Here is a 22,124-nt window from a genome sequence, read left to right as displayed (position 1 = left end):
CCTTAAGACCCACGGCCCGTTGCTGTGGGTCTCTTTTTGCGTTTAGACGCGCATAGCCTAAGATTTTTTTTGAATTTGTCGGGAATCCGACATTCTAACTCGGCATCTTGTGATAATATGACAATAACACATCGGAATAGTCAACATTAATAATATAGCATCAAATGAACTTGGCAAAGGGGTTTTCACATATGGACCAATTCAATGAACTTGCCGATCTCAAGGAGAAGGACCCTACCAAGGAAATCATGATTGAGGTATTTCGTAAACATGGGGCTATCCAAACCTACAAGAAAAATGAGTTTGTTTTTCAGGAAAATGATCAACCCAGCGGTGCTTATTATGTTGACTCGGGATTAATTAAGATATCCCAGTCCTCTGAAGAGGGGCAAGGGATTACCTTATTTCTACGCTACGAGGGGGAAATATTCGGTAATGCGGAAGTTTTGACGAACATTCCCCGGAAGCGTTACGCCAAGTGTTTGGTAGACAGCCAAATCATTACGCTAGACGCGCGGAAATTTCTCGAATTAGCCAAGGAAAATGCCGAGTTTTCTTATTCTGTTGCCGTTCTAGGTGCTCGCCGACTTCTACAAACCCAGAAGATGGTTGAAACACTCATTTCCCGCCCTGTCGCTTGGAGGCTAGCTTGGTTCCTCATGCAGCTGGGCAAACCGACGGATATAAAGCTTGAGGTTCAGGTGCCGCTCAGTCATGAAGAAATCTCTTATGTCATTGGCTGCAGCAGACAAACTGTCACAGAAACACTCAATAAATGGCGCGATAAGGGGCTCATCGACTACGCCAAAAAGAAGATCGTTATTTTTCATCCGAACCGTTTTTTTACAGACATATGACGGAGATTGGCTTGGAGGGAATTCAGATGATTACGATAAACAATGTGAATAAATCCTTTTCACAGCGAAAAGGCACTTCCTACACGGCGTTGGATCAAGTTTCGCTCACGATTAAGAAAGGGGAATTCGTCTCCATTGTAGGACCCTCAGGTTGTGGGAAGTCGACGCTTTTGAACCTGATAGCAGGGTTTGAAAAAGTGAGCAGCGGAATGATTACCGTCAATGGACAAAAGGTTACGGCCCCGGGGGCTGATCGGATCGTTGTTTTTCAAGAGCACGGCCTGTTTCCTTGGCTTACGGTTCTCGATAATGTGGCCTTTGGTTTGAAGCAAAAGGGGTTATCGAAGAAAGAACGGTATGCACTCGCTTTTGAACAGATTAAAGCCGTTCATTTGAGCAAATTTGTCGATCGGTATCCACATGAGCTGTCCGGAGGAATGAAACAACGGGTAGCTATTGCCAGGGCGCTCGTTATGGATCCCGACATCCTGTTGATGGATGAACCTTTTGCGGCTTTGGATGAACAAACGCGATTTATTTTACTGAAGGATTTGGAAGAGATTTGGCTTCAAACAGGTAAAACGATTTTATTTATTACACATAACATTCGCGAAGCCGTCATTTTGTCCGATCGGGTTATCGTGATGGCGACGCAGCCAGGCAGGGTCAAGAAGGAATTTGCCGTCCAAGCAGCAAGACCTCACCAAAGCGGCGATCCACTCATTCATGCATTGGAAAATAAAATTATGGAAGCTCTGACGGATGAGCTCGAGAAGGTAGTCAGAGAGGAGCTCGGCCATGCATACAGCCTTAAGAAGAACCCTATTTCTAATTCTTCTGCTGATCATATGGGAGTTGGGATTTAGGATTTTTCAGTGGGGGTGGAAGTTTCCTTCACCTCTGCAAACCTTTCAAGCGTTCTATGATGGTTTTGCACAAGGGCATCTCCTAAACGCGATTGCTGCTAGTCTTCGTCGCTTGCTCATTTCATTCGTGATTTCAATTGGGCTTGGGACGATTTTGGGCTATTTATTTGCACGTTATCGATATTTTGACGAGACCTTTGGCTTTGTGGTTGTTGCCCTGCAGACGGTTCCGAGTATAGCTTGGCTGCCTTTCGCGATTATCTGGTTTGGGCTAAATGATACTTCCGTCATTTTCATTACAACGATAGGTGCGACGTGGACGATGTCCATGGCAAGCAGGACGGGGATTTTGAACATTTCACCGATTCATCTGAGAGCTGCGCAAATGCTAGGAACAGGCAGCGGTTACCGATTGTTCTTCCAAGTACAGCTGCCGGCGGCATTTCCCCATTGGATCACTGGCATCCGAGTGGCTTGGGCCTTTGCATGGCGGGCACTAGTAGCTGGGGAGCTTATTGCCAAGGGAGTGGGTCTGGGGCAAATGCTGCAGGATGGACGCGGTCTCGGGGATACGGCATCCATTCTGTGTGTGGTTATCATTATTGCCGTTATTGGCACGATTTCGGATCATTTCTGTTTCAAACAGCTGGAGGATAAAATCGTGCTTCGCTTTCAGCTTAAGAAATAAATGGCGTTCATCGAACAAATCAGGGGGAATTATTTTGAGAAAATTAGGTTGGGTCATGGGCTTGGTATTAACCGGATCACTGCTATTGTCAGCTTGCGGACAGAGTAAAGAAACAGCTTCAAGTGCAGCCAGTACAACAGTGAAAATTGGTATTTTGAAAAATGTGACACATGCTCCGGGATTTGTAGCACTGCAAAATAATTACTTCCAGCAAGGTTTTGGTCAAAATGCCAAGATTGAAGTCACGGCTTTTGACAACGGAGCGGATTTCGCAACGGCGATTGCAACTGAGCAGATTGATCTTGGTTATGTAGGTCCGGGACCGGTCATCAATCAATATTTGAAAAGTAAAAATATCAAGGTGATCGCTGGAGCGAATAACGGTGGAGCGGTATTGGTGGCTCGCAAGGATGCTGGCATCCAATCGGTTAAGGATCTCGTAGGCAAAACCGTTGCTGTTGCGGCCAAAGGCGGCACGCCTGATCTGTCTCTTCGCTTGCTGCTGAAACAGGAAGGATTAAAAGTATCCACAGATACTTCCGGTGTACAAATCGTTACACGTGCTCCGGCAGATACCTTGGTTGCGATACGGCAGAAAGAAGTGGACGCTACTTTAATTGCAGAACCTTGGGGGACACAAATCATCCAAGAAGGTTCTGGAACGATTCTAGTCGACTGGAATAAAATTCCGCCAAAAGACGGGGATTATCCTTTAACGATTCTCGTAGCGAGCGATAAATTTCTCAAAGAACACCGTGATTTGGCCAAAAAAGCCGTGAAAGCAAACAGACAAGGCATTGAATTCATTCAGCAAAACCCGAGCAAAGCCTATGGTCTGATTAGTGATGAATTGAAGCAGTTAACGGGCAAAGGGATGGATCCGGCGCTCATTAAAGCGGCCATCGATCATTTGAAACTAACGGAAGATATCACTTTAGAGGATATTAACGAGCAGGCCAAAGCCTCTTTTGACGCTGGGTATTTAAAAGTGAAAGCGGAAGAACTAGACTTCAGCAAATTCTTGGATCTAACGCTTTTGAATGAAGTGAAAAAAGAAAAATAGTCGTTTACTTAGGAGGTCATTCATTTGCACATACAACCGCAGGAAAACCTTTTGCCCGATTTTCATGAGAATATCAAAGTAGTGATACTAGGTACGGGTACACCGCGGGCCTTTTATGGTAGAGCCAAAGCAGGTGTCGCCATTCTCGCAGGGGATAAAACCTTTCTGTTCGATTGCGGTGGCGCGACCGTTGATCAACTGATTAAGGCAGGGATTATGCCGCAGCGAATTTCGGATGTCTTTTTCACCCATCATCATAGCGATCATAATTCTGGATTTTTCGATGTATTCATTACGAGCTGGCGTACGCATGTGATTGCGGATCGGGTATTTGAGGGGCGGAAAGGTCCAATGAACGTGTACGGACCAACAACGACGAAGGCGATTATTAGTAAAATGAGAGAGTCTTTCAACTTCGACGTGAATCTTCGGTTGAATTATAATTTCTCGACCGGGGCAGGGGCGGACATTCACTATTTTGAAAGCAATGAGGGTATTGTTTACGATCAGGGTGGCGTTAAAATCACCGCGTTCGAAGTGGATCATAAGCCTGTTTATCCAGCTATTGCTTATAAATTCGAATACAACGGCAAATCGGTTGTTATTTCGGGGGATACGATCCCGGTTGAAAATATGGTTAAACATAGCCAAGGTGTCGATTTGCTTGTGCATGAATCTTACAATAAAACGTGGCTGGACGCGCTTATTGCCAAATTCCCCGAGCAGACGATTGGCTTGTCCAATCCTGCGAAGTATCATTCAACGACGCTGGAAGTAGCAGAAATCGCACGAGCAGCTGGGGTTGCCCATCTGGTGCTCACTCACCATATACCAGCGCCTGCAGCAAATGATGAGGCCGAGGCCGATTACACGGAAGGCATGCGAGATATCTACTCGGGCCGAATCACGATGGCTAGAGATTTAATGGCATTTGATTTTTGATCGTTATATGGAAAAGCCGCCTCGAGTATTGGCTCGGGACGGCTTTTTTTGATATAGGCGATTTTGCACCATTTTAGCCCATTATTCCTTCCGCTTATAAAACAATCTAGAAATACCAACACCAATGGCTCCAAGTCCGATGAACAGAATAGCGCGAACTGCTGTAGAAACATCAGGTAAATCGATGAAAATAATTTTGAGTAATGTAACGAATAAGAAGATGATGCTCACTAGCCTTGCTTTGGGCTTTTGAACAATGAACCCAAAGACAATGAGAAGAATGGCGTAAACGACCCATACGGCTGAAAGGATCAAATGCTGGTAATCGTAAGTGAGCGTTCGTGTCAGGGAATTGGTCACTTGTGATAGATAGATTAATAAGAGGATTAACTCCATCCATAACAGGAGAAGGCTGATTTCAGTTCTAGCACGGCCTTCTTCAAGTGTGGAACGGAAGAAAGCATACAGACCGCCAATGGTTGCGACAAGTACAAGCCACGCAAAGGATTCGGCTGACAATAGATCACGTATCGGATGAGTTAGGACGAACAAGATTCCGATTGAATAAGTGATGGTTCCACTGATTTGCTGCAGTTTGCTTTTGAATTTAGCTCCTAAACATAGCGCAATTGCCCCCTCTACAAGAATAGCGGAGCCGGCTTGATCCGCGTGCAGCACGTAGATGAGCCAAAGGAAAACGCTGAACGTTGCAATGGATAGCTGAACGGAAAAGGCTCTCTTTTGATGAAACAGCCAGAAAGAAGTACCGCTATAAAGAAGTGACCATATCGCTAGCATCCATTCATAGATGACGCGGTCTTTTAAACCGCCATATAGGCCATACGTCCACGCTGCGAGCAGGCCGAAACTTAGGAATAAAGTGATTCGCTGCCCAATCAGGCTGTCTTTGGAACGGAGAACAGATATCGCAAAGAGGAGCAAATGCTGCAAAATAACGACGGTAAGGATCGCAGGTCGGCTGCCGAGGTCATAGGCAAACAGAGTTGAGAAGAGTAAGGGAAGATGCAGGACCCCAAACGCTGTAAAATAAGCGACGCGAAAGGAATAACGTAACGATAACAAGATCATCACCATTGAAAATAACCCTTCATAACCTGCAAATACCCAAATATTCGGTTTGGCTGAGTCGACTAGGAAAGGCACTAGATAACCGGCGAGCAGGGTTATGATCATAAGTGTCTGAGAGCGGTGACGGATTGCCGTAAATACGCTTATTGCAATCGAAACGACGTATAGGAGGAACGCAAGTGTGGACGGGATCAATGCGAATAGCATATGCGCTGCGAAAAGAGATAGAATAAGGACCCCGCTGGATCCGCCGAGCAGCACTTGCCCCAGAGCCATGTGTTTGCGGCGAATTTGGACTTCTCCTTGCCAATACATAAAGCCAGCGACGATTACGCCAAGTAGGCAGCGAACAGGTTTGGTGATAATCCCCGCATTAACGGCTGCGGTAAAGCCCCATAGGACACCTAACAGGAAGACGACGATGAAAATCCGCGGCAGCCAGACGCGAGCGATCAAATGCTCCCAATCTCTTGGGGGCGCCGGTTGCTTGCTGGGTATTGTAACCTCTGACTGACGCAGCTGCTGTGTAGATTGCGGTTTTTCCTCTGATATTGGTTGTGTCGTAAGTACTTCCTGAGCTTGTGATTTGGTTTCTCTTTCAAGCAGGACGCTCAGTTGTTCCTCGAGTTCTTTGACCTTCAATTCCAGTGCCTCAACACGTAAATCCAAGTTCATACAATCCCCCCTTTTTAACTCTACTTTAATGCTAATCACAATGAGAAACAATTAGAAAATCCATATCTTGTAAATGGTTTATGGGAATATGGGAATAGTATAAAAACAAAGACAACTGGAAGAAGCAATTCTTAGACTTACCTGTACATGTGAATACGCAAGTGAAGATTCGTCGACTGGGCACCGTAAGTGATTCTCTGGTACAAAAAACAAAGGAATGATCAAAATGTGGACTATTGCTGCGATACTTTTGGCTGCTGCAGCTATCGCGATACTGGAGATTCCATCTCTTATGAAGAAAAGGCAGTATAAAGAATTCGTTATTGTTTGTTGTTTATTAATGCTCGGTACATTTCTGAGCATTGCTCAAAGTTTGCATATGAAGCTGCCAAACCCTTTAGATTTCATCACTTTTGTTTTTCAACCTTTTAGCAAGTTCATACTCCCGCTTTTGCAATGAAATTGGATAGAGATGGATAGCCGCCATTCTGGTCGTTTGTCTTGGTTTACTGACTGTCTATCTATATCATGCATTAGTAAGGCAATTTCCTAACCAAACATTAGAGATGTGCGAGACAATATTCGGAATTTGGATAGGTAAAATAGTTTCCTTAAAGAAGTTAATAAAGCGTTTCTTGTGGGAACAATGATCATGTCATTCGAAAGAGGGTATAAAATAAACAGTTTCAACTATGCTACAATAGTCATAAACAACCATTAGGAGATGACATCACATGACAGAGCAAGTAAATGAGCAAGAGCTATTACAATTTATCGTAGACAAAACGAAGGCTGATCCTAAGCAAATTCAATTGGTATTGAAGTATGAGAAGGATTTTATTGTCAAAGCAGAAGAAAATGCCAAGGGGGAAGTTGATATTGACAGCGATGAACTGATCGATCATATTTTAGGCAGACCTGATGTGAAATTGACAGAGCTTGCGGTAGATACCATTTTGGAAGCTGAGATGGACTATTTAATGAAAAAGGGATTTGCCGGATACATCGATTAACTATCTGATAAAAAGGAAATGGACACCTCTGAGATGAGGTGTTCTTTTTTTTGTGTAACTTGAATGTTAATTAAATAACGCATATTGACATTATGAGAGCTTGATATGATAATAATCTAAGAGTTATTCGTGTTATTTAGTTAACTTTTAAATTAATTATATGGAGGCAATGAATTCCGATGACCAACCAACCGCGAGCTGAGTACCCTAGACCTCAATTTGTAAGAGATAGCTGGATCAACCTGAATGGCGAATGGGAATTCGAATTTGATGATGATCGTGTTGGCAATAAAGAGAAGTGGCATTTGGGGAACAGAAAGTTATCCAAGACCATTCAAGTGCCCTTCGCTTTTCAAAGTAAATTGAGCGGCATTGGGAGCAATGAGTTTCACGATGTTGTCTGGTACCGCCGAGATCTAACTTTACCCGAAGCTTTCCAGAATAAGCGGATTCTGCTTCACTTTGGAGCGGTGGATTACGAAGCCTCAGTTTGGGTGAATGGCGTGCTGGTTGCTAAACACGAAGGCGGGCATACCCCTTTCCATGCGGACATCACGGATGCGCTTCAAGCTGGAACGAACAAGCTGGTTGTCAAAGCGGTCGATTATAGCAGAGATGTTACGCTGCCGAGAGGGAAGCAGTACTGGCATACGGATTCCGCAAGTATTTTCTATACAAGAACGACGGGCATTTGGCAAACCGTATGGATGGAAACGGTAGCTGCCGAGGGGTATTTGGAGAAAGTGAAAATTACCCCGGATATCGATGAGAAACAAGTCGAATTCCAGTTCTTTATCCAGGGTTCCGATTCCAATGCCAAGCAACAGCTGAAAGTAGAGATTTCTTTTAATGGAGAACTCGTTTCGGAAGATACGTATGGGATGAGAAGCAGCTCTGGGGCGAGAAAAATTTGTCTGAATGATTTCAACGATCATGGGCTGGGTGCATGGTGGACACCGGAGCATCCGAATTTATATGATGTCACGATTACGCTGCTGGTGGATAATAAAGCTGTAGATGTAGTAACTAGCTATTTCGGCATGCGCAAAGTATCCATCGAAGATGGTAAATTATGCTTGAACAACCGCCCTTATTTTTTAAAAATGGTTCTGGATCAAGGGTATTTCCCAGATGGCAATTTGACGCCTCCAAGTGATGAAGCGATCAAGCAAGATGTTGAGCTAACGAAGGCAATGGGCTTTAACGGCGCGCGGAAGCATCAAAAGCTGGAGGATCCAAGATTTCTGTACTGGTGCGATAAGCTCGGATTGGTCGTCTGGAGTGAGGCGGCGAATGCGTATGAGTATACAGAGAAGTATGTTAGTCGATTTACGAATGAGTGGATAGCTTCTATCGAGCGCGATTACAACCATCCTTCGATTATTGCTTGGGTTCCCCTCAATGAGAGCTGGGGAGTGCCTAATATTCAAATCGATAAATTGCAGCAGCAGCATGCCCTGACCATGTATCATTTGACTAAATCGCTTGATCCGATGCGTCCGGTTGTGTCTAACGACGGGTGGGAGTTAGTGAAAACGGATCTGTTCACTATTCATGACTATGAATGGCGTGAAGGTGTGCTGGAAGATCGCTACAGTTCTAGTGATAAAGCTGTTCATGCGATGCCATCGAATCGCCGCTTATTTGTTGAGGGCTTCCCTTATGAAGATCAGCCGATTCTTGTTACCGAATTTGGCGGTATTGCTTACAAGAAAAGCGAATGGGAGGGCTGGGGATATTCAGGGGCGGATAATGACGAGGATTATGAGAAAAAGCTGCGTGCCGTCATACGTCCACTGTTAAACTCCGGCGTTGTCCAGGGTTATTGTTACACGCAATTAACGGACGTTGAGCAGGAAATTAACGGCTTGCTCACGTATGATAGAAAGCCGAAGATCCCTGTTGAAATCATTAAAGCTATTAATGATCGTAAGTAATTGACTTATAAGGATTAAAAGCTAAGGGAATCCTTCGGGATTCCCTTGTTTGCTGTTGATAGAAGAAAATAATGGGAATGATTCCAGCCAAGGAAGCATACAGCAAACTTAAAGCAACTCGTTCAGAATGGGTAATTTCTTGAAGGCGTGGTGTGGGAAGTATCTACAGTAAATTAAAGAGGAGCTGGGAACTTGAAAAAGAAGAATAACAAAACGCTGAGGAATGTGATTATTTTCTCGCTTGTTGCATTAAGCTGCGGCTGGATCGGACGACTGGTTGATTTGCAGGCTGGAACGGATGCGAATGGCAGTCTGGGACAGTTGATTTGGATCGTATCTCCCCTCCTGACGATGGTCATTATGCGCAGTTGGATGGGAGATGGGTGGAAAGATTTCGGCATTAAACCTCGAGTCAAAGGAAACGCATTTCTCTATCTATTCAGCCTGTTATTCTTTCCCTTCATGACAATGGTGATTGTTGGTATCAGTTCAAGCTTAGGGTGGACGGATATGTCCCCCATGTCTTCTCACTATCTAACGGCAGTGGGCATAGCTCTTGTACCAAGCCTCATCAAAAACATTTTTGAGGAATTTGCATGGAGGGGCTATTTGGCTCCAAAGCTTTATACGCTTGGTTATCATCGTTTTATCGTTCATATTGCCGTTGGATTAATTTGGGGTATGTGGCATTTTCCTTATTTATTTCTATTCGTGGATACCACGGAGAGCATGATCACCTATATCCCTCGCATGATGCTTGGTGTGATCGTTATGGCGGTTCTGTATGGTGAGATTCTGCTAATGACTCGAAGCGTTTGGCCAGCTGTTCTCATGCATACTACAGGAAATGCCTTTATTGATACTTTGATTCTTAAAAAGTTCGTACTTGTGCATGCAGAATTTAGTTATGTGGCTATGCCTAGTCCGGAAGGAGTCATCGCCATTGTTTTAACGGCACTTGCCGGTTTATGGATGTATCAAAGAAGAAACAGAACAAAGCTTCGGCAAGGACCTCCTAGCTTCCAGACACAGCCGCAGCGTCCGGTGTAAAATTGCGTAGGTGTGGCTTTTTTTTCCTGCCTGGAAAGGCTAGAAGCTCAATCGCGTTGGAGGATTCTCAGATACGACGGGCCTCAGTGAGCTGAGCGAGTTGAAAACGACCGCTCGGCGGGTGAGGCCGCCCAGAATGTTCGTCGGCTGGTCTGAGAGGTTGCAAAACGACCGCTCAAAGTTGAAGCGGAAGAAAAAGTGAGCTGAGCGAGCCGAAAACGACCGCTCAGCTGAAAAGACGTATCGCCGTCACCTCGTTTAAGAGGCGAACGGCGATTTGTTTTTACCCTTTGACGGCGCCAATCATGACACCTTTGACGAAGTACTTTTGCACGAATGGATATAAGATCAGAATAGGCACCGAAGCCACCATGATCGTTGCATATTTAATCGTTTCCCCTATTTGAAATTGCTCGGCCGCATTCGCGCCAGACGACATGGAATCCGTATTATTCGCAATCAATATTTCGCGTATGGTGAGCTGAAGCGGGTACAGATCCCGCTCTCTCAGGAAGATAGAAGCATAGAACCAACCATTCCATTTCTCAACGGCATAGTACAAAATCATCACGGCAATGACAGGCATGGAGAGTGGAATGATGATGCGAAAAAGAATCACAAAATGATTGGCGCCGTCCATTTTCGCTGATTCCTCTAAGCTTTCAGGAACAGCCATGAAGGCTGTACGCATGATAATCAAATTAAATGTGTTTACGGCAAAAGGTAATATCGTCGCCCATAAAGAGTCAATGAGCCCGACGCCTTTAACAACGAGATAGAGGGGGATGAGTCCACCGTTGAAAAACATCGTAAGTACGACAATGAAAATGAATACACGATTCCACATGACATTTTTGCGGGAAAGGACATAAGCACCCAAAGAGGTTACAATTAGGTTCGTTATGACTCCGAATACGAGGATAAACAGCGTGTTTTGGTAGCCTTTTAGAATAGCAGGATTATGAAAAACGCTTTTGTAAGCTTCGATGCTAAAGCCCAGAGGCTTATATAGAAATCCTTTGTGCGTAATTAATTGGCCAGCGTCGCTGATTGAAGCGAAGGTGACATAGAGGAGCGGATACAAGGTAATAACGACAAGGATAAGCAATAAGACATGAATCAACGTAACGAATAATCGATCCGAATAACTCGCTCTCAAATCAGCACCTCCTTCATCACCATAAGCTGTTTTCACTTATCTTTTTACTTAGTTTGTTAGCTGCAATGAGTAAGGCTAAATTAATGACAGAATTGAACAAACCAACAGCGGAGCTGTAGCTCCAACCAAATTCGATAAGCCCTTTGCGATAAACGAAAGAAGAGATAACGTCCGCCGTATCGTAGGTGCTGGGATTATAGAGTAGAATAATTTTCTCAAACCCTACGTTCAATAAATTTCCCATGCGTAAAATGAACATAATCGCAATCGTCGGTAGAATGCCGGGCAAGGTGATATGCCAAATTTGCTTCCACCTGCTGGCGCCGTCCATTTTCGCCGCTTCGTACTGTTCTTGATCAATACTCATTAGGGCGGCTAAATAAATAATCGATTCCCACCCTATTTTTTGCCATATTTCAGATAAAATATAGATCGTTCGGAACAATTCAGGCTTCTGCAGCATGGCGGTGTCATTAGCACCAAAATAAGTGAAGAAGGTATTGATTAAGCCGCCGTTGTTCGTGAAATCTTTGACCATCCCGGCAATGACGATGAGCGAAATAAAATACGGCATGTAAGTGACGGTCTGAACGAAACGTTGAAAGCGTTTATTGGCTAGCTCGTTAATCATAATCGCCAGAGCGATTGGAGCAGGGAATTCAAAGCATAAGGAATATAGGGAAATGACGACGGTATTTTTGAGAATTCGCCAGAAATAATAGCTGCCGAAGAAATCCTTGAAGTGCTGGAATCCGACCCACGCACTGCCGAGAATACCCTTGTTGGGGGTATACTCTTTAAAGGCAATGATGGCACCATACATGGGGGCATAATGGAAGACCAAGTAGTAAGCGAGAACGGGAACCATCATCAGATATAAATATTTATTCAGTAGAAAATCGCGCTTGAAGCGTTTTTGGAAGGTGGCTTCCGCTGCATGACGCATGATATCTCTCCTTTCGCCACGGGGTTCTAGTAAAGCGGGGAGAGCTGTCTGCTGCTCTCCCCCAAGCGTCATCTATCTTTTGGAATAACGATCCAAAGATGCCTTTTTAATCTCAAGAGCGCGGCTTAGCTTAACGGATTTGAATTTATCCAAGTATTTATCAAAGCTATCAACGGGCTCTGTTCCTAAAATTATTTTAAGCGTCATTTCATCGACCAATGTATTGAGGTCTGTCATGATTTTGGCAAGCTCTGTGCTTTCTTCCGGTGTAGCGGTAATTGGCGGTAGTTTGTGTTTATCAACATCTGTTTTCTGCCATGTGGAAACAGCATCACGTTGTGTCTGCAAGGCAAGATATTGCTCAATATAACGTTTATCCTGCACGAAAGGTCCATTGTAGTTACCACGGATATAAAGGGAGAGAGCTTGCGCTGGAGCCAATTTATCCGGATTTTTCATGAGCAGATCCGTATATTTGGGGTAGCCGTTCTCTAGCTTGTAAGATACGCCCTCTGTTCCAAAATTGAAGAACATGTGACCTTCTTCGGAGTAGCCGTAGTCTAGAAGTTTCGCTGCGGTTTCAATGTTTTTGGAAGATGCTGTGATGGCCACCATTCCTCCCGCGCATTAGCCGGATCCTTTTGGCCGTACATCGCGATGTCGCCTTTTTTGAGAACCGGGTATGGAGCCCCGATGAGAACGCCTTTAGGATCTTTGGCTGTAACTAGCGGTTGCCATTTCCCGATGCCTCCACCGGCATTTTGTACGGTCACACCTGTAGCACCTGAGGCCATGTTGGCGTCTAAGGCTTTGCCATCTGCTGTTGCGAAGTTTTTATCAATCAGACCTTCTTCGTACCATTTGTGGAAGGTAGCCAGGAAATCTTTGTAGCCTTTTTCAGCTGGACCAAACTTAATTGTGCCATTGTCGATGAAGAAATCACGCGTCACACCGAAGGCGCCGGCAAAAGCGCCGTTTGCTAACTCGTTGAAAGGTCTAGGAACACTTACGACAGAGAAGGCCGCCGTTGCGCCTTTCTTCTCCTTAAAGGCTTTGAGTGTTGTGTACCACTCATCGATGGTTTGCGGAACAGGCAGTCCAAGATCATCGAGCCAATCCTTCCGTACGATGGGCCCCTGGAATACGCGCAGGTAATCATCACCCCGGATGAAAGGGAAAGAATAATAGCTGCCATTATCGGTTTTTACTTGTTTATCAACTTCTGGATGCTCTTTGAGGAATTTCTTCAAATTTGGTGCAAATTTATCTATCGTATCATTCAATTTAAGAATGTATCCGTCTTTGATTGCTTTTTCAGGTCCGCCTGGGAATGCACCCTGCCAATCAAACTCAATCATATCCGGCAGCTCTCCGGAGGCTAGCATGACATTTAGGGTTTGTGCAGCTTGATTCGTTGGCGGAGCACTGAACTTCAAATTGACGCCTGTCTTCTTCTGCCAATCTTGGAAGAAAGGGACATCCGCGTGAGCTGCTTTTACACCTGTTAAGTTGCCTGTTACTTCGCCCCAGTAGGTCAATGTTTTGTCCACTTTGAGCGGATAAGTAACAGCGGCTCCACTCGGAGCAGTCGTGCCCCCAGTCGTTGCTTTGGGACTAGCGCTGTTCACTGCTGTCGGGGTATTGGATGAGCAAGCAACGACTAAGCTCCCCATCAAAGATGTTGCAACCAGCATGGTGAACATTTTTTTTCTGTTCTTTTTCATAGGTTGACCTCCTAAGAGTTTTTCGCCAGAAAAACTGGCATCGAAGTGGTAGTGAGTTTTTCGTAGAAAAACGGGTGTTGAAGTGATACTGAGTTTTTCGAAGAAAAACGGGTGTTGAAGTGATACTGAGTTTTTCGTAGAAAAACTGGTGTTGAAGCGTTACTGAGTTTTTCGTAGAAAAACTGCAGTGTAAGTATTGCTGTGTCTAGAAACCTGGTATCGAAGTGTTACTGTGGTTCCCTGGAAAACAGTATGATTTGTGCGAGCTAAGGAACCTTATGTCTAACCTAACTATATGACAGCGCTTCCAATTCAACTATCAGCAAAATATCCAATTGGTTCTCTAATTCTGCGCGTAGACTCAACAAAATGTCCAATTGGTTCATCAAATTAGCCAATTTGCGCTTGTTGCACGGCATAATGTCGCATTAGGATACACGGCGTTGAGGGAATTTCTAGGGTAAGCAGTCACGTTTGCAACAAGCCTGTTTGCTTCCTAGTTGCAGCCAAGCTAATCGGCACTAGTCGGGCGATTGTTCTGGATGAATGAATCGTCTACTCTCGGTAGAAGATGTTGCAGAAAGTGCAACAATTGCTGCCTAGAACCCGCCTTTTTCCCTTAGTTGTTGCATAATGTACAACAATTTGGCTCTGTAAAGGCCATTTCGTAACAAATGGGTTAGAATTGTTGCAGAATCTACAACATTAGCTCGCAAAACAGCCTTTCTGCGAGTGAATTGTTGTAGAAAATGCAACATTGGCAGCCGCTATAGCCTATGTACCCTCGTGAAGCCGCATGAACGACTTTATTTTTGCGGTATGTTTACCAGTTGTGAGGAGGCGGGAGGCATGCAGCTTAGTGAGAACAATTCAACTAAATTGTTGTACGCTATACAACATTCCCTATGTTAAAAATGGGGCAACCCAATGGCTACCCCAATCCAATGTGTGCGTTATCGCATCACATCATTTATCAGCTCTTTGTATTTCCCGGTGTGATGCCCTCCACTTTTTTGAAAACACGAATAAAAGCATTAATATCATTGAACCCAACCCCGTAAGCCGCATCGCCGACTGATTGTTCTTGCCGCCCTAGCAGCTGCTTGGATTTCTCAATTCTGACTTTATTGATGCGATCGAGCAGCCCCTCTCCCACATAATCCTTGAATAGCTTCGATAGGTAGGTGGCTTTGCGGTTAAAGTGGCTGCCAATCATCGTGACATTCAAATTAGCATCTGTGTAATTATGTTCGATGTAGTCCGTCACTTCATTCACTAATTGCTGCAGTGCTTTTTGACGTGTAAGTGAAATCGTATGCTGCCGTTTGGCGGACGTATAGGCACACACTTGCTTGAGCATATCACTCAGCTGGAGCTGCATGTCTTGAACGGTTTTACTGCATAGAAGGCGGTCGAGGAGCTTAGGGTTGCGGATAAAGAAGCTTTCCTGGATATCACCGGTTTCGCTAATGCTTTTCATCATGGTGCTTACCAGATTGAGCATGAGGCACTTCGTTAAGGAGACCGAAATACCAGGATGATCAAAGTTTTTATTCATAATATCAGTAAGAATCAGCTGCGCTTCTTCAAGCTCCCCTAGCTTCACGGCATACATGAATTGCTGCTCAATCTGCGTTGGATAATAATAGCCGGTAGTAGACTCGCAAGTGACATTTGCCTGCAAATCGTCATAGGATAGAATCTCTGGTCCACCCATAACAAGCTTAAAGGCCATGGAATCTAAAGCTTCTAAGAAAGCTTGCGGTACATTAGTGATATGATCATGGATACTGCTAATTGAAATTGTAAGATGAATGTCGTAGGTGGAAGAGAGGAAAGTTTGCGCTTTGTCTGCGATTCTAAGTAACTCCAGCTTGGAGCTATTTCCATCTTCCATACTTAAATTGACTAGACAGGCAAGGGTATCATCAATCTCGGCTGCATAGCCGCGGTGCCGCTCCGATATGAGCTCCTCCACGACATTCATAATAATAAATTGAAGAAGCTTCCATTTATCCCCTTCAGACGTATGGTTAATTCGTTCAAAAAAAGGTGTACTCTTATCAACCACAAATAGCATGACGGCAAAATCCTGCCGATCTAATTTCATTTCAAAGGTCGTTAAAGCCTCATCGATAGGAAGCTGGCTGTCCAGTTTTCCTTTTAGCAGCTTTTCGATAAAGTGGGAGCGGACAATATACCGCTGCTGCTCCATTTTACTCTTGAAATTGGCAATTTCGATCAACGTACTGTCTACGGCTTCTTGTAAAAAGTGAAATTCATTATATCGTTTACGAGATTGTAAGGTTTGTTTTTTGGAAAATGCATGTACCAACTGACGAACGGGGTTGTAATTTCTTCTGAGAAATACGTAAGTCAGAATACCTCCGCCTAGCAAACTGATCCCCATGCTCATATAAGTGAGGTTACGGATGTGAGCGGCTTTTTTCCAATATACGGTGCTGGGCATCATAGACACATATTTTAGTTTGGAACGTGGTGATTGAATGTTGAAAACTTCATATTTTTCGCCACTAGAGTCCGTGTAAAAGAAGTTGGATGAGCCCTCTAATTGATCGAAAGGAAAATCGGCAGGAAGTGAGTTTGTAGAGTTGGAAGCCAGAATTTGATTTTCACTATTTAGGATGAGTACATGACCTTTGTTGAAAATTTCCATATTTTGAATGGCGCCAATAATGCGAGATTGATCGACCATAATGACATTGGTAGCAAGTGGTTTATTATGCTCTTCGGGGTATGTGCTGACGTAGGCTACCGTTTTTCGCAGCTTATTATCGTCGCCAATCCGGTACATAGGAATAAAGCCTTTGAAATTGCTTCGGGTCACAATAGCTTGCCATGCTGAGAACGAGAAAGCATCGCTCATATGTAAAGTTTCATAGGCAAAGCTATTTGTTCTAACGGTCGTAGGAAGAATAGCGGACTGATCATTATTCAAGTAAATATAAAAAGAATCGATCAAGGGATAGGAGGTTTTGTACATAGAAAGAATACGTGAGATTTGATAAGCGTCATATCTATATTCTTTGGGAAATGCTTCATACTTATTCGAATAGAGCAGCTCCTGGACGCTTACATTCCAAGTAATCTCGAAATTCAGCTGTTCCATGGTTTTAAACTGATTATCCATAATTTCCCGAACTTGTTTTAAAAGCGAATCATTGGCTTGCTGGATTTCTTCCTTCAGTGTTTTACTGGATTCCACATACAATAATAAGCCGATTGCCACGGGTAAAAGCAGAATGACGATATAGGAGATCATCCACGTTAAGACGATACTTTGTCCATTAAAGAAGATTTTATTCCGCATAAACAAATCCATCCCCTCACAATCGATCATCGATAAGGAGCACTAGGATCTTGAAATGAATGCGCTCTCATGTATTGTATTTCCTTTCCATCGTTTAAGTCAACGATAGAAAGAAGCATTTTTTTAGGCAGATTCCTCAACGGGTTTAAACCGATTTTTCCCGAAAAAGAAGTAGAATAAATAGGAGATTACTGTATAGACTACTGCTGTAATGCAGAACGCATATGCGTAGCCGTAGTAAGAGCCATAGCGGAAAACAAGGCCCGTACTTATTGGCGAAGCAAGGAACCAACCTAGATTAAAAACGGCTTCACCCGAACTGGACGCTAATCCCCGGAGCGATCGGTTGACGTAACTCATTTTGATCGAATTATAAAAAGGATTAGCAGCATTCATTAAGGCTTGCCGGAACAAGTATCCACCCGATGATAGGTAAAAGTTAGCAGAAAAAGCGGTTAGGAGGAGGAAAGGAATGGAACATAACTGCAGGTATACGACAGATTTAACTTCTCCGAATCTCTTCACAATCATGGGGCCAATCAGAAAAGCAATCGCAGTTGCGGCTTGACCTAAAGCTACCACGATGCCTATTGCGGATTTCGAAGCGTCAAAACGATCTTCAAAGTACACATTTAGATAGGGGACAATCATACCCCCGCCGATGGATGATAACAAGCCTAATAAACAAAAAATACCAATAACCTGTAAAGATGGTTTATGTACGCTCCACACTTGCTTCCACTTAAGTGATTCGCCACGGGGCTGTATTTCTTGCTCACTTTTCTCAAAAAAAGCGATAGGTATAAAACCAAGTGCTGCGATACCGACTCCAATTAATAAGGTAAATCTCAAGCTACGAATTTCGTCTAAACCGATAATAAATTGAAATAAGTCACTAAGAACGCCCCCCAGTGCAATACCAACTACATTCGCTAACATGACAAGAGCCATGTTAAAGCTGAACAGGTGAACGCGCTGCTGTGGGGTTGAGTTGTTGGCCATAAACGGTAGAATGGTTGCAGAAACAACAGCGAGAGCCATGCCGCCCAAGAATGATGAGAAGAGCATACCCTCTTTGACTTCAATTAGAGAGCGAACCGTCAATGCTACGATGGTAAAAATGAGACCAAATGTAATGACACGCTTAGGTCCGAATCGATCATTCATTAGACCAGCAGGAATAAGAATAATTGCCGCTGCCAGTGACGCCATGCCAACCATGCTGCCAACCGTTGTTTGGTCATAGCCAAGACTTCTGACATAAAGGTTATAGACGAGTCCAAACATACCTAAACCTAAGTTCCATACAAAATTAAACCAAAAGAAGAGCAGAATATTTCGGCTGTAGCCATGAAACTGTGACTTCCATTCACGTAATAAGTTTGTCATTTAGTATTCCTGCCTTTGTATTCTGTGTCTAAATTGTAACCGCCTTATCCATTCTACCACCGGTAAATAATTTTGAACACGGGAAAGACTTGATATTCGATCTGATCTGTATAATAATAAGTAGTCTAATCTACGAAGCAGGGAGCACATAATTGAAATGTCTACACCAACGAGTACCGTGACCGAAGATAACAAGCCAGAAGTCGAACAGATTGAAATTTGGAAATGTAAAGAGACAGATTGTAAAGCATGGGTTCGCAAAGAATTCGTTACGGAAGCTTTACCAACTTGTCCATTATGTAAAAATCCGATGGTGCGCAGCTATAAGCATGTGCCTGTGACAGCTAAAAAAGGAAATAAAAAGTTTTTAGTTGGAAAAAAACGATTCTAGTAAAAATTCAAAAGATCAATAGCATCTTCGACCTAGTGTGAAGAGAGATGCTCTTGGTCTTTTTTTTTGGAAAGAATAGTAGTGCTCAAGCATAGGATGGTAGAGAGGGGGAATGTCTAATGCAGTGGCCTGAGCTTAATCTAAGTGACGATGCGACCAAGATGCTTTATAAACTTCGGGATAGGAAGCAGGAATGGGACAAGCTCAAAAATACGCAGCCTTTATTCGCCATTCTAACAGGCGGACTGATTCTTTATTTTATGATCTCTTTCTATCGAAAGGTAATAGTAGTTTCAGGCGGCAATGCATTAGCCATCCTCGATTTGCTTATTTCTAATAAGCTTCTAACAGGTTCGCTTCTGGCTTGTATATCCTTGTTCCTATTTACACAAAATCGTGTGTCTAGGATTGAAAAAGCGAAGACAAAATACGAGAATTTAAGAATAGAAGTCATCGAGAAGTTTGACGCTTCCTGGCTAAAGGACGTGAAGTCGGAATCTCGGGATCAAATTTCTAGCTTTCTAGATAACGAATATGATATTAATATAGTGTACAAGAGTAAGTAGAGAGCGAGGATGACAGAACGGATGAGGTATGAATGCCGCTATGTTGATGCATTGAACGGAATTGTGAAATGGGAAGAGATCATAGGCAATGATTTAAGGGAAGTTGTCACGGGGGAGAAGCCTCGGCTCAAGACTCGCTTTCGCGCGTGTTGGACAGCCGATGCTCTTCATATCCGATTCGAATGTGAGGATGATCACGTCGTGGCAACGATGGAGCGGCGAGATGATCCTATTTATTTGGAAGATGTGGTTGAGGTGTTTCTCGATAAAACCGGTACCGGAGAGGTTTATTACGAGTTCGAAGTGAGTCCACGCAATGTCGTTTTCGATGCTTTGATCCACTACAATGGCGGGGATAAAGCGGTGGATGTTGCATGGGATGCGAAGGGATTTCACACCGAGGTTTTGGATGGTGCTGATGGATGGAAGACTTACGATCTAAGGATTCCTTTTGCTGATTTGGATTGGGAGTTGGAAGAAAACCGGACACCACATCATGGCACTGAGTGGCGTTGGAATTTATATCGAATTGATGATGATTTCGAAGGGAATCGACATTACTGGGCTTGGTCACCCACAGGTAAAGTCGATTTCCATATGCCGCATCGATTTGGGACACTTGTTTTTGTAAAAGAGTAGATAGTGCAGAATAGCCTGGGGGCTGTAACGATGTTTTTCATCGCTAAAGTGGCAGAGGCGCGCGGAAGTGGCTTCTTAACGATGAAAAAGAATCTAAAACAAATTAAAACAAAGCCCTCTAGCTTCAAAAAAAGCTAGAGGGCTTATTAGCTTATTCTACTTAATTGCTAAGCTTCACTCAGTACGTCATTGACTTGCTGCCAAGCCCAATCGAGCTCTTCCTTCGTAATCGTAAGAGGCGGTGCCAAACGTATTATGTGCTCATGTGTTTCCTTGCACAGGAGACCCTTCGCTTTCAGCTCTTCACAGAATGGACGAGCTGAAACCTTAAGGTCAATACCGATAAACAGCCCGCGGCCGCGAATCTCCGTAATCTGCGGAGATTGGATTTCCTGAAGTCGCTTCAGGAAATAAGTGCCAAGCTCATCCGAGTGCTCTGCGAGCTGCTCGTTTTCGATGACCTCCAGCGCCGCGATCGCGACGGCGCAGCCGAGCGGATTACCCCCGAACGTCGAGCCGTGGGAGCCCGGCTCGAAAACATCAAGAACCTCTCGATCGCCGGCGACCGCCGAGATCGGGAACACGCCGCCGCCGAGGGCTTTGCCCATGACGTACAGGTTCGGCGTTACGCCCTCCCAGTCGCAGGCGAAGCGGCGACCCGTGCGGCCGAATCCCGTCTGGATTTCGTCCGCGACGAACAACACGTTATTCGCCTGACATAGCTCATAACATTTCCGCAGGTAACCGGCCTGCGGTATCACTATACCAGCCTCGCCTTGAATGGGCTCGAACAGGAAACCCGCCGTGTTCGGCCCGATAGCCTCACGCAGCGCCGTCGCATCCCCATAGGGAATGATGCGGAACCCCGGCGTAAAAGGCCCGAAGCCACGCCTATATTCCGGCGACGATGAGAAGGAAGTGATCGTCACCGTCCGACCGTGGAAATTTCCTTCGCAGACAATAATTTCTGCTTGATCCTCCGGGATTCCTTTCACATCGTAGCCCCAACGACGAACGGCCTTTACAGCGGTCTCGACCGCTTCAGCTCCTGTATTCATCGGTAAAATCATCGGCTTACCGGTGTAATTCGCTAACTTCTCATAAAACGATCCTAATGTCTCGCTATGGAAAGCTCTAGATGTCAGTGTAACCTTCTCGGCTTGCTCATGAAGCGCTCTCAGAATATGAGGATGACGATGTCCTTGATTTAAGGCGGAGTAAGCGCTAAGCATATCCATGTAGCGGTTGCCTTCCGGATCCTCGACCCATACGCCTTCCGCTCTCGATATCACGATAGGCAGCGGATGGTAATTGCGGGCCCCGTATTTTTCCGTTTTTTCAATAATCATCGAACTCGTTGTATCCATAAGTATTCCTCCCTGATGTGCAGCTTGTAAGCCAAACTCGCCGGCATTCCCTGTATCTTTTTAATTGTTTCACATAGCGAGCTTGTATAATTCATTGTATTCTTCAACTCCTGAACGTTGCAATATAAATCCTATGAGGTAAATCCCTTTGCGTTTGTGCTGCCCCTAGCATATATAAATAAATAGCTTTAGACATTGATACAAGTCTTAGCCAATTTGGTCAAGTTCAATCAAGATGTGCAAAACCTTATGAGTTGTTGCATAGATGAGAAGACTTGAATTATCAAAATAGGAAATATTAAGAGAAGCGGTCAAAATTGATCAGTGGTCAAAAAAAATATTACAGAACGTGTTAGATATTGCAGGAATATTGAAAGCGGTCGCGAATTCTTCAGATGAGCGCTTATGAATGTCATTGCATGGCATGCAATG

The 22,124-nt window shown here is 44.3% G+C and carries 21 protein-coding genes; 13 read left to right on the top strand and 8 right to left on the bottom strand.

Annotated features, from left to right (window positions below; all coding sequences use genetic code 11):
- The first annotated feature begins 191 nt into the window (after positions 1-191).
- Genes ACBP55_RS29205 through ACBP55_RS29185 form a run of 5 tightly spaced genes read left to right on the top strand, consistent with a single transcriptional unit; the run spans position 192 to position 4,416 of the window.
- Positions 192-857 (top strand): Crp/Fnr family transcriptional regulator, encoded by a 666-nt coding sequence (locus ACBP55_RS29205; RefSeq protein WP_464646639.1) that lies wholly within the window; start codon positions 192-194, stop codon positions 855-857.
- Positions 858-883: 26 nt separating this feature from the next.
- Positions 884-1,723: an ABC transporter ATP-binding protein gene (locus tag ACBP55_RS29200; protein ID WP_464646638.1), complete on the top strand. Its 840-nt coding sequence runs from the start codon at positions 884-886 to the stop codon at positions 1,721-1,723.
- The gene (locus ACBP55_RS29195; protein ID WP_464646636.1) at positions 1,656-2,411 is read left to right on the top strand and encodes an ABC transporter permease; all 756 of its coding nucleotides are present in this window, start codon (positions 1,656-1,658) and stop codon (positions 2,409-2,411) included. The genes ACBP55_RS29200 and ACBP55_RS29195 overlap by 68 nt, the downstream gene beginning before the upstream one ends.
- 34 nt (positions 2,412-2,445) lie before the next feature.
- Positions 2,446-3,474, top strand: a complete 1,029-nt coding sequence (locus ACBP55_RS29190; protein ID WP_464646634.1) for an ABC transporter substrate-binding protein — start codon at positions 2,446-2,448, stop codon at positions 3,472-3,474.
- A gap of 24 nt (positions 3,475-3,498) precedes the next feature.
- On the top strand, positions 3,499-4,416 hold the full coding sequence (locus ACBP55_RS29185; RefSeq protein WP_464646632.1) for an MBL fold metallo-hydrolase: 918 nt from the start codon (positions 3,499-3,501) through the stop codon (positions 4,414-4,416).
- An 81-nt stretch (positions 4,417-4,497) separates the two neighbouring features.
- Here ACBP55_RS29185 and ACBP55_RS29180 read toward each other — a convergent pair whose 3' ends face one another.
- Entirely contained in the window at positions 4,498-6,180 is a 1,683-nt protein-coding gene (locus ACBP55_RS29180) for a DUF2339 domain-containing protein (protein WP_464646630.1), read from the bottom strand.
- Between the two features lie 226 nt (positions 6,181-6,406).
- Here ACBP55_RS29180 and ACBP55_RS29175 point away from each other — a divergent pair, with 226 nt between their 5' ends.
- From ACBP55_RS29175 to ACBP55_RS29155, 5 genes are all read left to right on the top strand, one after another.
- On the top strand, positions 6,407-6,640 hold the full coding sequence (locus ACBP55_RS29175; RefSeq protein ID WP_464646629.1) for a hypothetical protein: 234 nt from the start codon (positions 6,407-6,409) through the stop codon (positions 6,638-6,640).
- Between the two features lie 16 nt (positions 6,641-6,656).
- The gene (locus tag ACBP55_RS29170; RefSeq protein WP_464653438.1) at positions 6,657-6,830 is read left to right on the top strand and encodes a hypothetical protein; all 174 of its coding nucleotides are present in this window, start codon (positions 6,657-6,659) and stop codon (positions 6,828-6,830) included.
- Between the two features lie 84 nt (positions 6,831-6,914).
- On the top strand, positions 6,915-7,193 hold the full coding sequence (locus ACBP55_RS29165; RefSeq protein WP_464646627.1) for a hypothetical protein: 279 nt from the start codon (positions 6,915-6,917) through the stop codon (positions 7,191-7,193).
- A gap of 179 nt (positions 7,194-7,372) precedes the next feature.
- Positions 7,373-9,130: a glycoside hydrolase family 2 protein gene (locus ACBP55_RS29160; RefSeq protein WP_464646625.1), complete on the top strand. Its 1,758-nt coding sequence runs from the start codon at positions 7,373-7,375 to the stop codon at positions 9,128-9,130.
- Positions 9,131-9,322: 192 nt separating this feature from the next.
- A complete protein-coding gene (locus ACBP55_RS29155) occupies positions 9,323-10,180 on the top strand; it encodes a CPBP family glutamic-type intramembrane protease (protein WP_464646623.1) in 858 nt (285 codons plus the stop codon).
- 283 nt (positions 10,181-10,463) lie between these two features.
- Here the strand turns inward: ACBP55_RS29155 and ACBP55_RS29150 are convergent, their stop codons facing one another.
- From ACBP55_RS29150 to ACBP55_RS29125, 6 genes are all read right to left on the bottom strand, one after another.
- A complete protein-coding gene (locus tag ACBP55_RS29150) occupies positions 10,464-11,339 on the bottom strand; it encodes a carbohydrate ABC transporter permease (protein ID WP_464646621.1) in 876 nt (291 codons plus the stop codon).
- 16 nt (positions 11,340-11,355) lie between these two features.
- Positions 11,356-12,285, bottom strand: a complete 930-nt coding sequence (locus tag ACBP55_RS29145) for an ABC transporter permease (protein WP_051253615.1) — start codon at positions 12,283-12,285, stop codon at positions 11,356-11,358.
- A 72-nt stretch (positions 12,286-12,357) separates the two neighbouring features.
- Positions 12,358-12,900 carry a type 2 periplasmic-binding domain-containing protein gene (locus tag ACBP55_RS29140; protein ID WP_464646618.1) on the bottom strand — a complete coding sequence of 181 codons (543 nt, stop codon included), beginning with the start codon at positions 12,898-12,900 and terminating at the stop codon, positions 12,358-12,360.
- Positions 12,846-14,009, bottom strand: coding sequence for a type 2 periplasmic-binding domain-containing protein (locus ACBP55_RS29135; RefSeq protein WP_464646616.1), 1,164 nt, complete (start codon positions 14,007-14,009; stop codon positions 12,846-12,848). Before ACBP55_RS29135 ends, ACBP55_RS29140 begins: the two co-directional genes overlap by 55 nt.
- Before the next feature lie 973 nt (positions 14,010-14,982).
- A complete protein-coding gene (locus tag ACBP55_RS29130) occupies positions 14,983-17,340 on the bottom strand; it encodes a helix-turn-helix domain-containing protein (protein WP_464646614.1) in 2,358 nt (785 codons plus the stop codon).
- 123 nt (positions 17,341-17,463) lie between these two features.
- Positions 17,464-18,729, bottom strand: coding sequence for an MFS transporter (locus tag ACBP55_RS29125; RefSeq protein WP_464646612.1), 1,266 nt, complete (start codon positions 18,727-18,729; stop codon positions 17,464-17,466).
- Between the two features lie 157 nt (positions 18,730-18,886).
- Between ACBP55_RS29125 and ACBP55_RS29120 the strand changes: the two genes are divergently transcribed.
- The 3 genes from ACBP55_RS29120 (at position 18,887) to ACBP55_RS29110 (ending at position 20,325) form a co-directional block, all read left to right on the top strand.
- A complete protein-coding gene (locus ACBP55_RS29120) occupies positions 18,887-19,120 on the top strand; it encodes a cold-inducible protein YdjO-related protein (protein ID WP_051253614.1) in 234 nt (77 codons plus the stop codon).
- Positions 19,121-19,239: 119 nt separating this feature from the next.
- Positions 19,240-19,686, top strand: coding sequence for a DUF2663 family protein (locus tag ACBP55_RS29115; protein WP_464646610.1), 447 nt, complete (start codon positions 19,240-19,242; stop codon positions 19,684-19,686).
- Positions 19,687-19,707: 21 nt separating this feature from the next.
- On the top strand, positions 19,708-20,325 hold the full coding sequence (locus ACBP55_RS29110; RefSeq protein ID WP_464646608.1) for a carbohydrate-binding family 9-like protein: 618 nt from the start codon (positions 19,708-19,710) through the stop codon (positions 20,323-20,325).
- A 167-nt stretch (positions 20,326-20,492) separates the two neighbouring features.
- Here the strand turns inward: ACBP55_RS29110 and ACBP55_RS29105 are convergent, their stop codons facing one another.
- The gene (locus tag ACBP55_RS29105) at positions 20,493-21,692 is read right to left on the bottom strand and encodes an ornithine--oxo-acid transaminase (RefSeq protein ID WP_464646606.1); all 1,200 of its coding nucleotides are present in this window, start codon (positions 21,690-21,692) and stop codon (positions 20,493-20,495) included.
- Between the last annotated feature and the right edge of the window lie 432 nt (positions 21,693-22,124).

It is taken from the genome of Paenibacillus sp. WG02, from assembly GCF_055396115.1.
The sequence above is the reverse complement of the archived record's forward strand: the minus strand, read 5'-3'. Positions and strand labels throughout refer to the sequence as shown.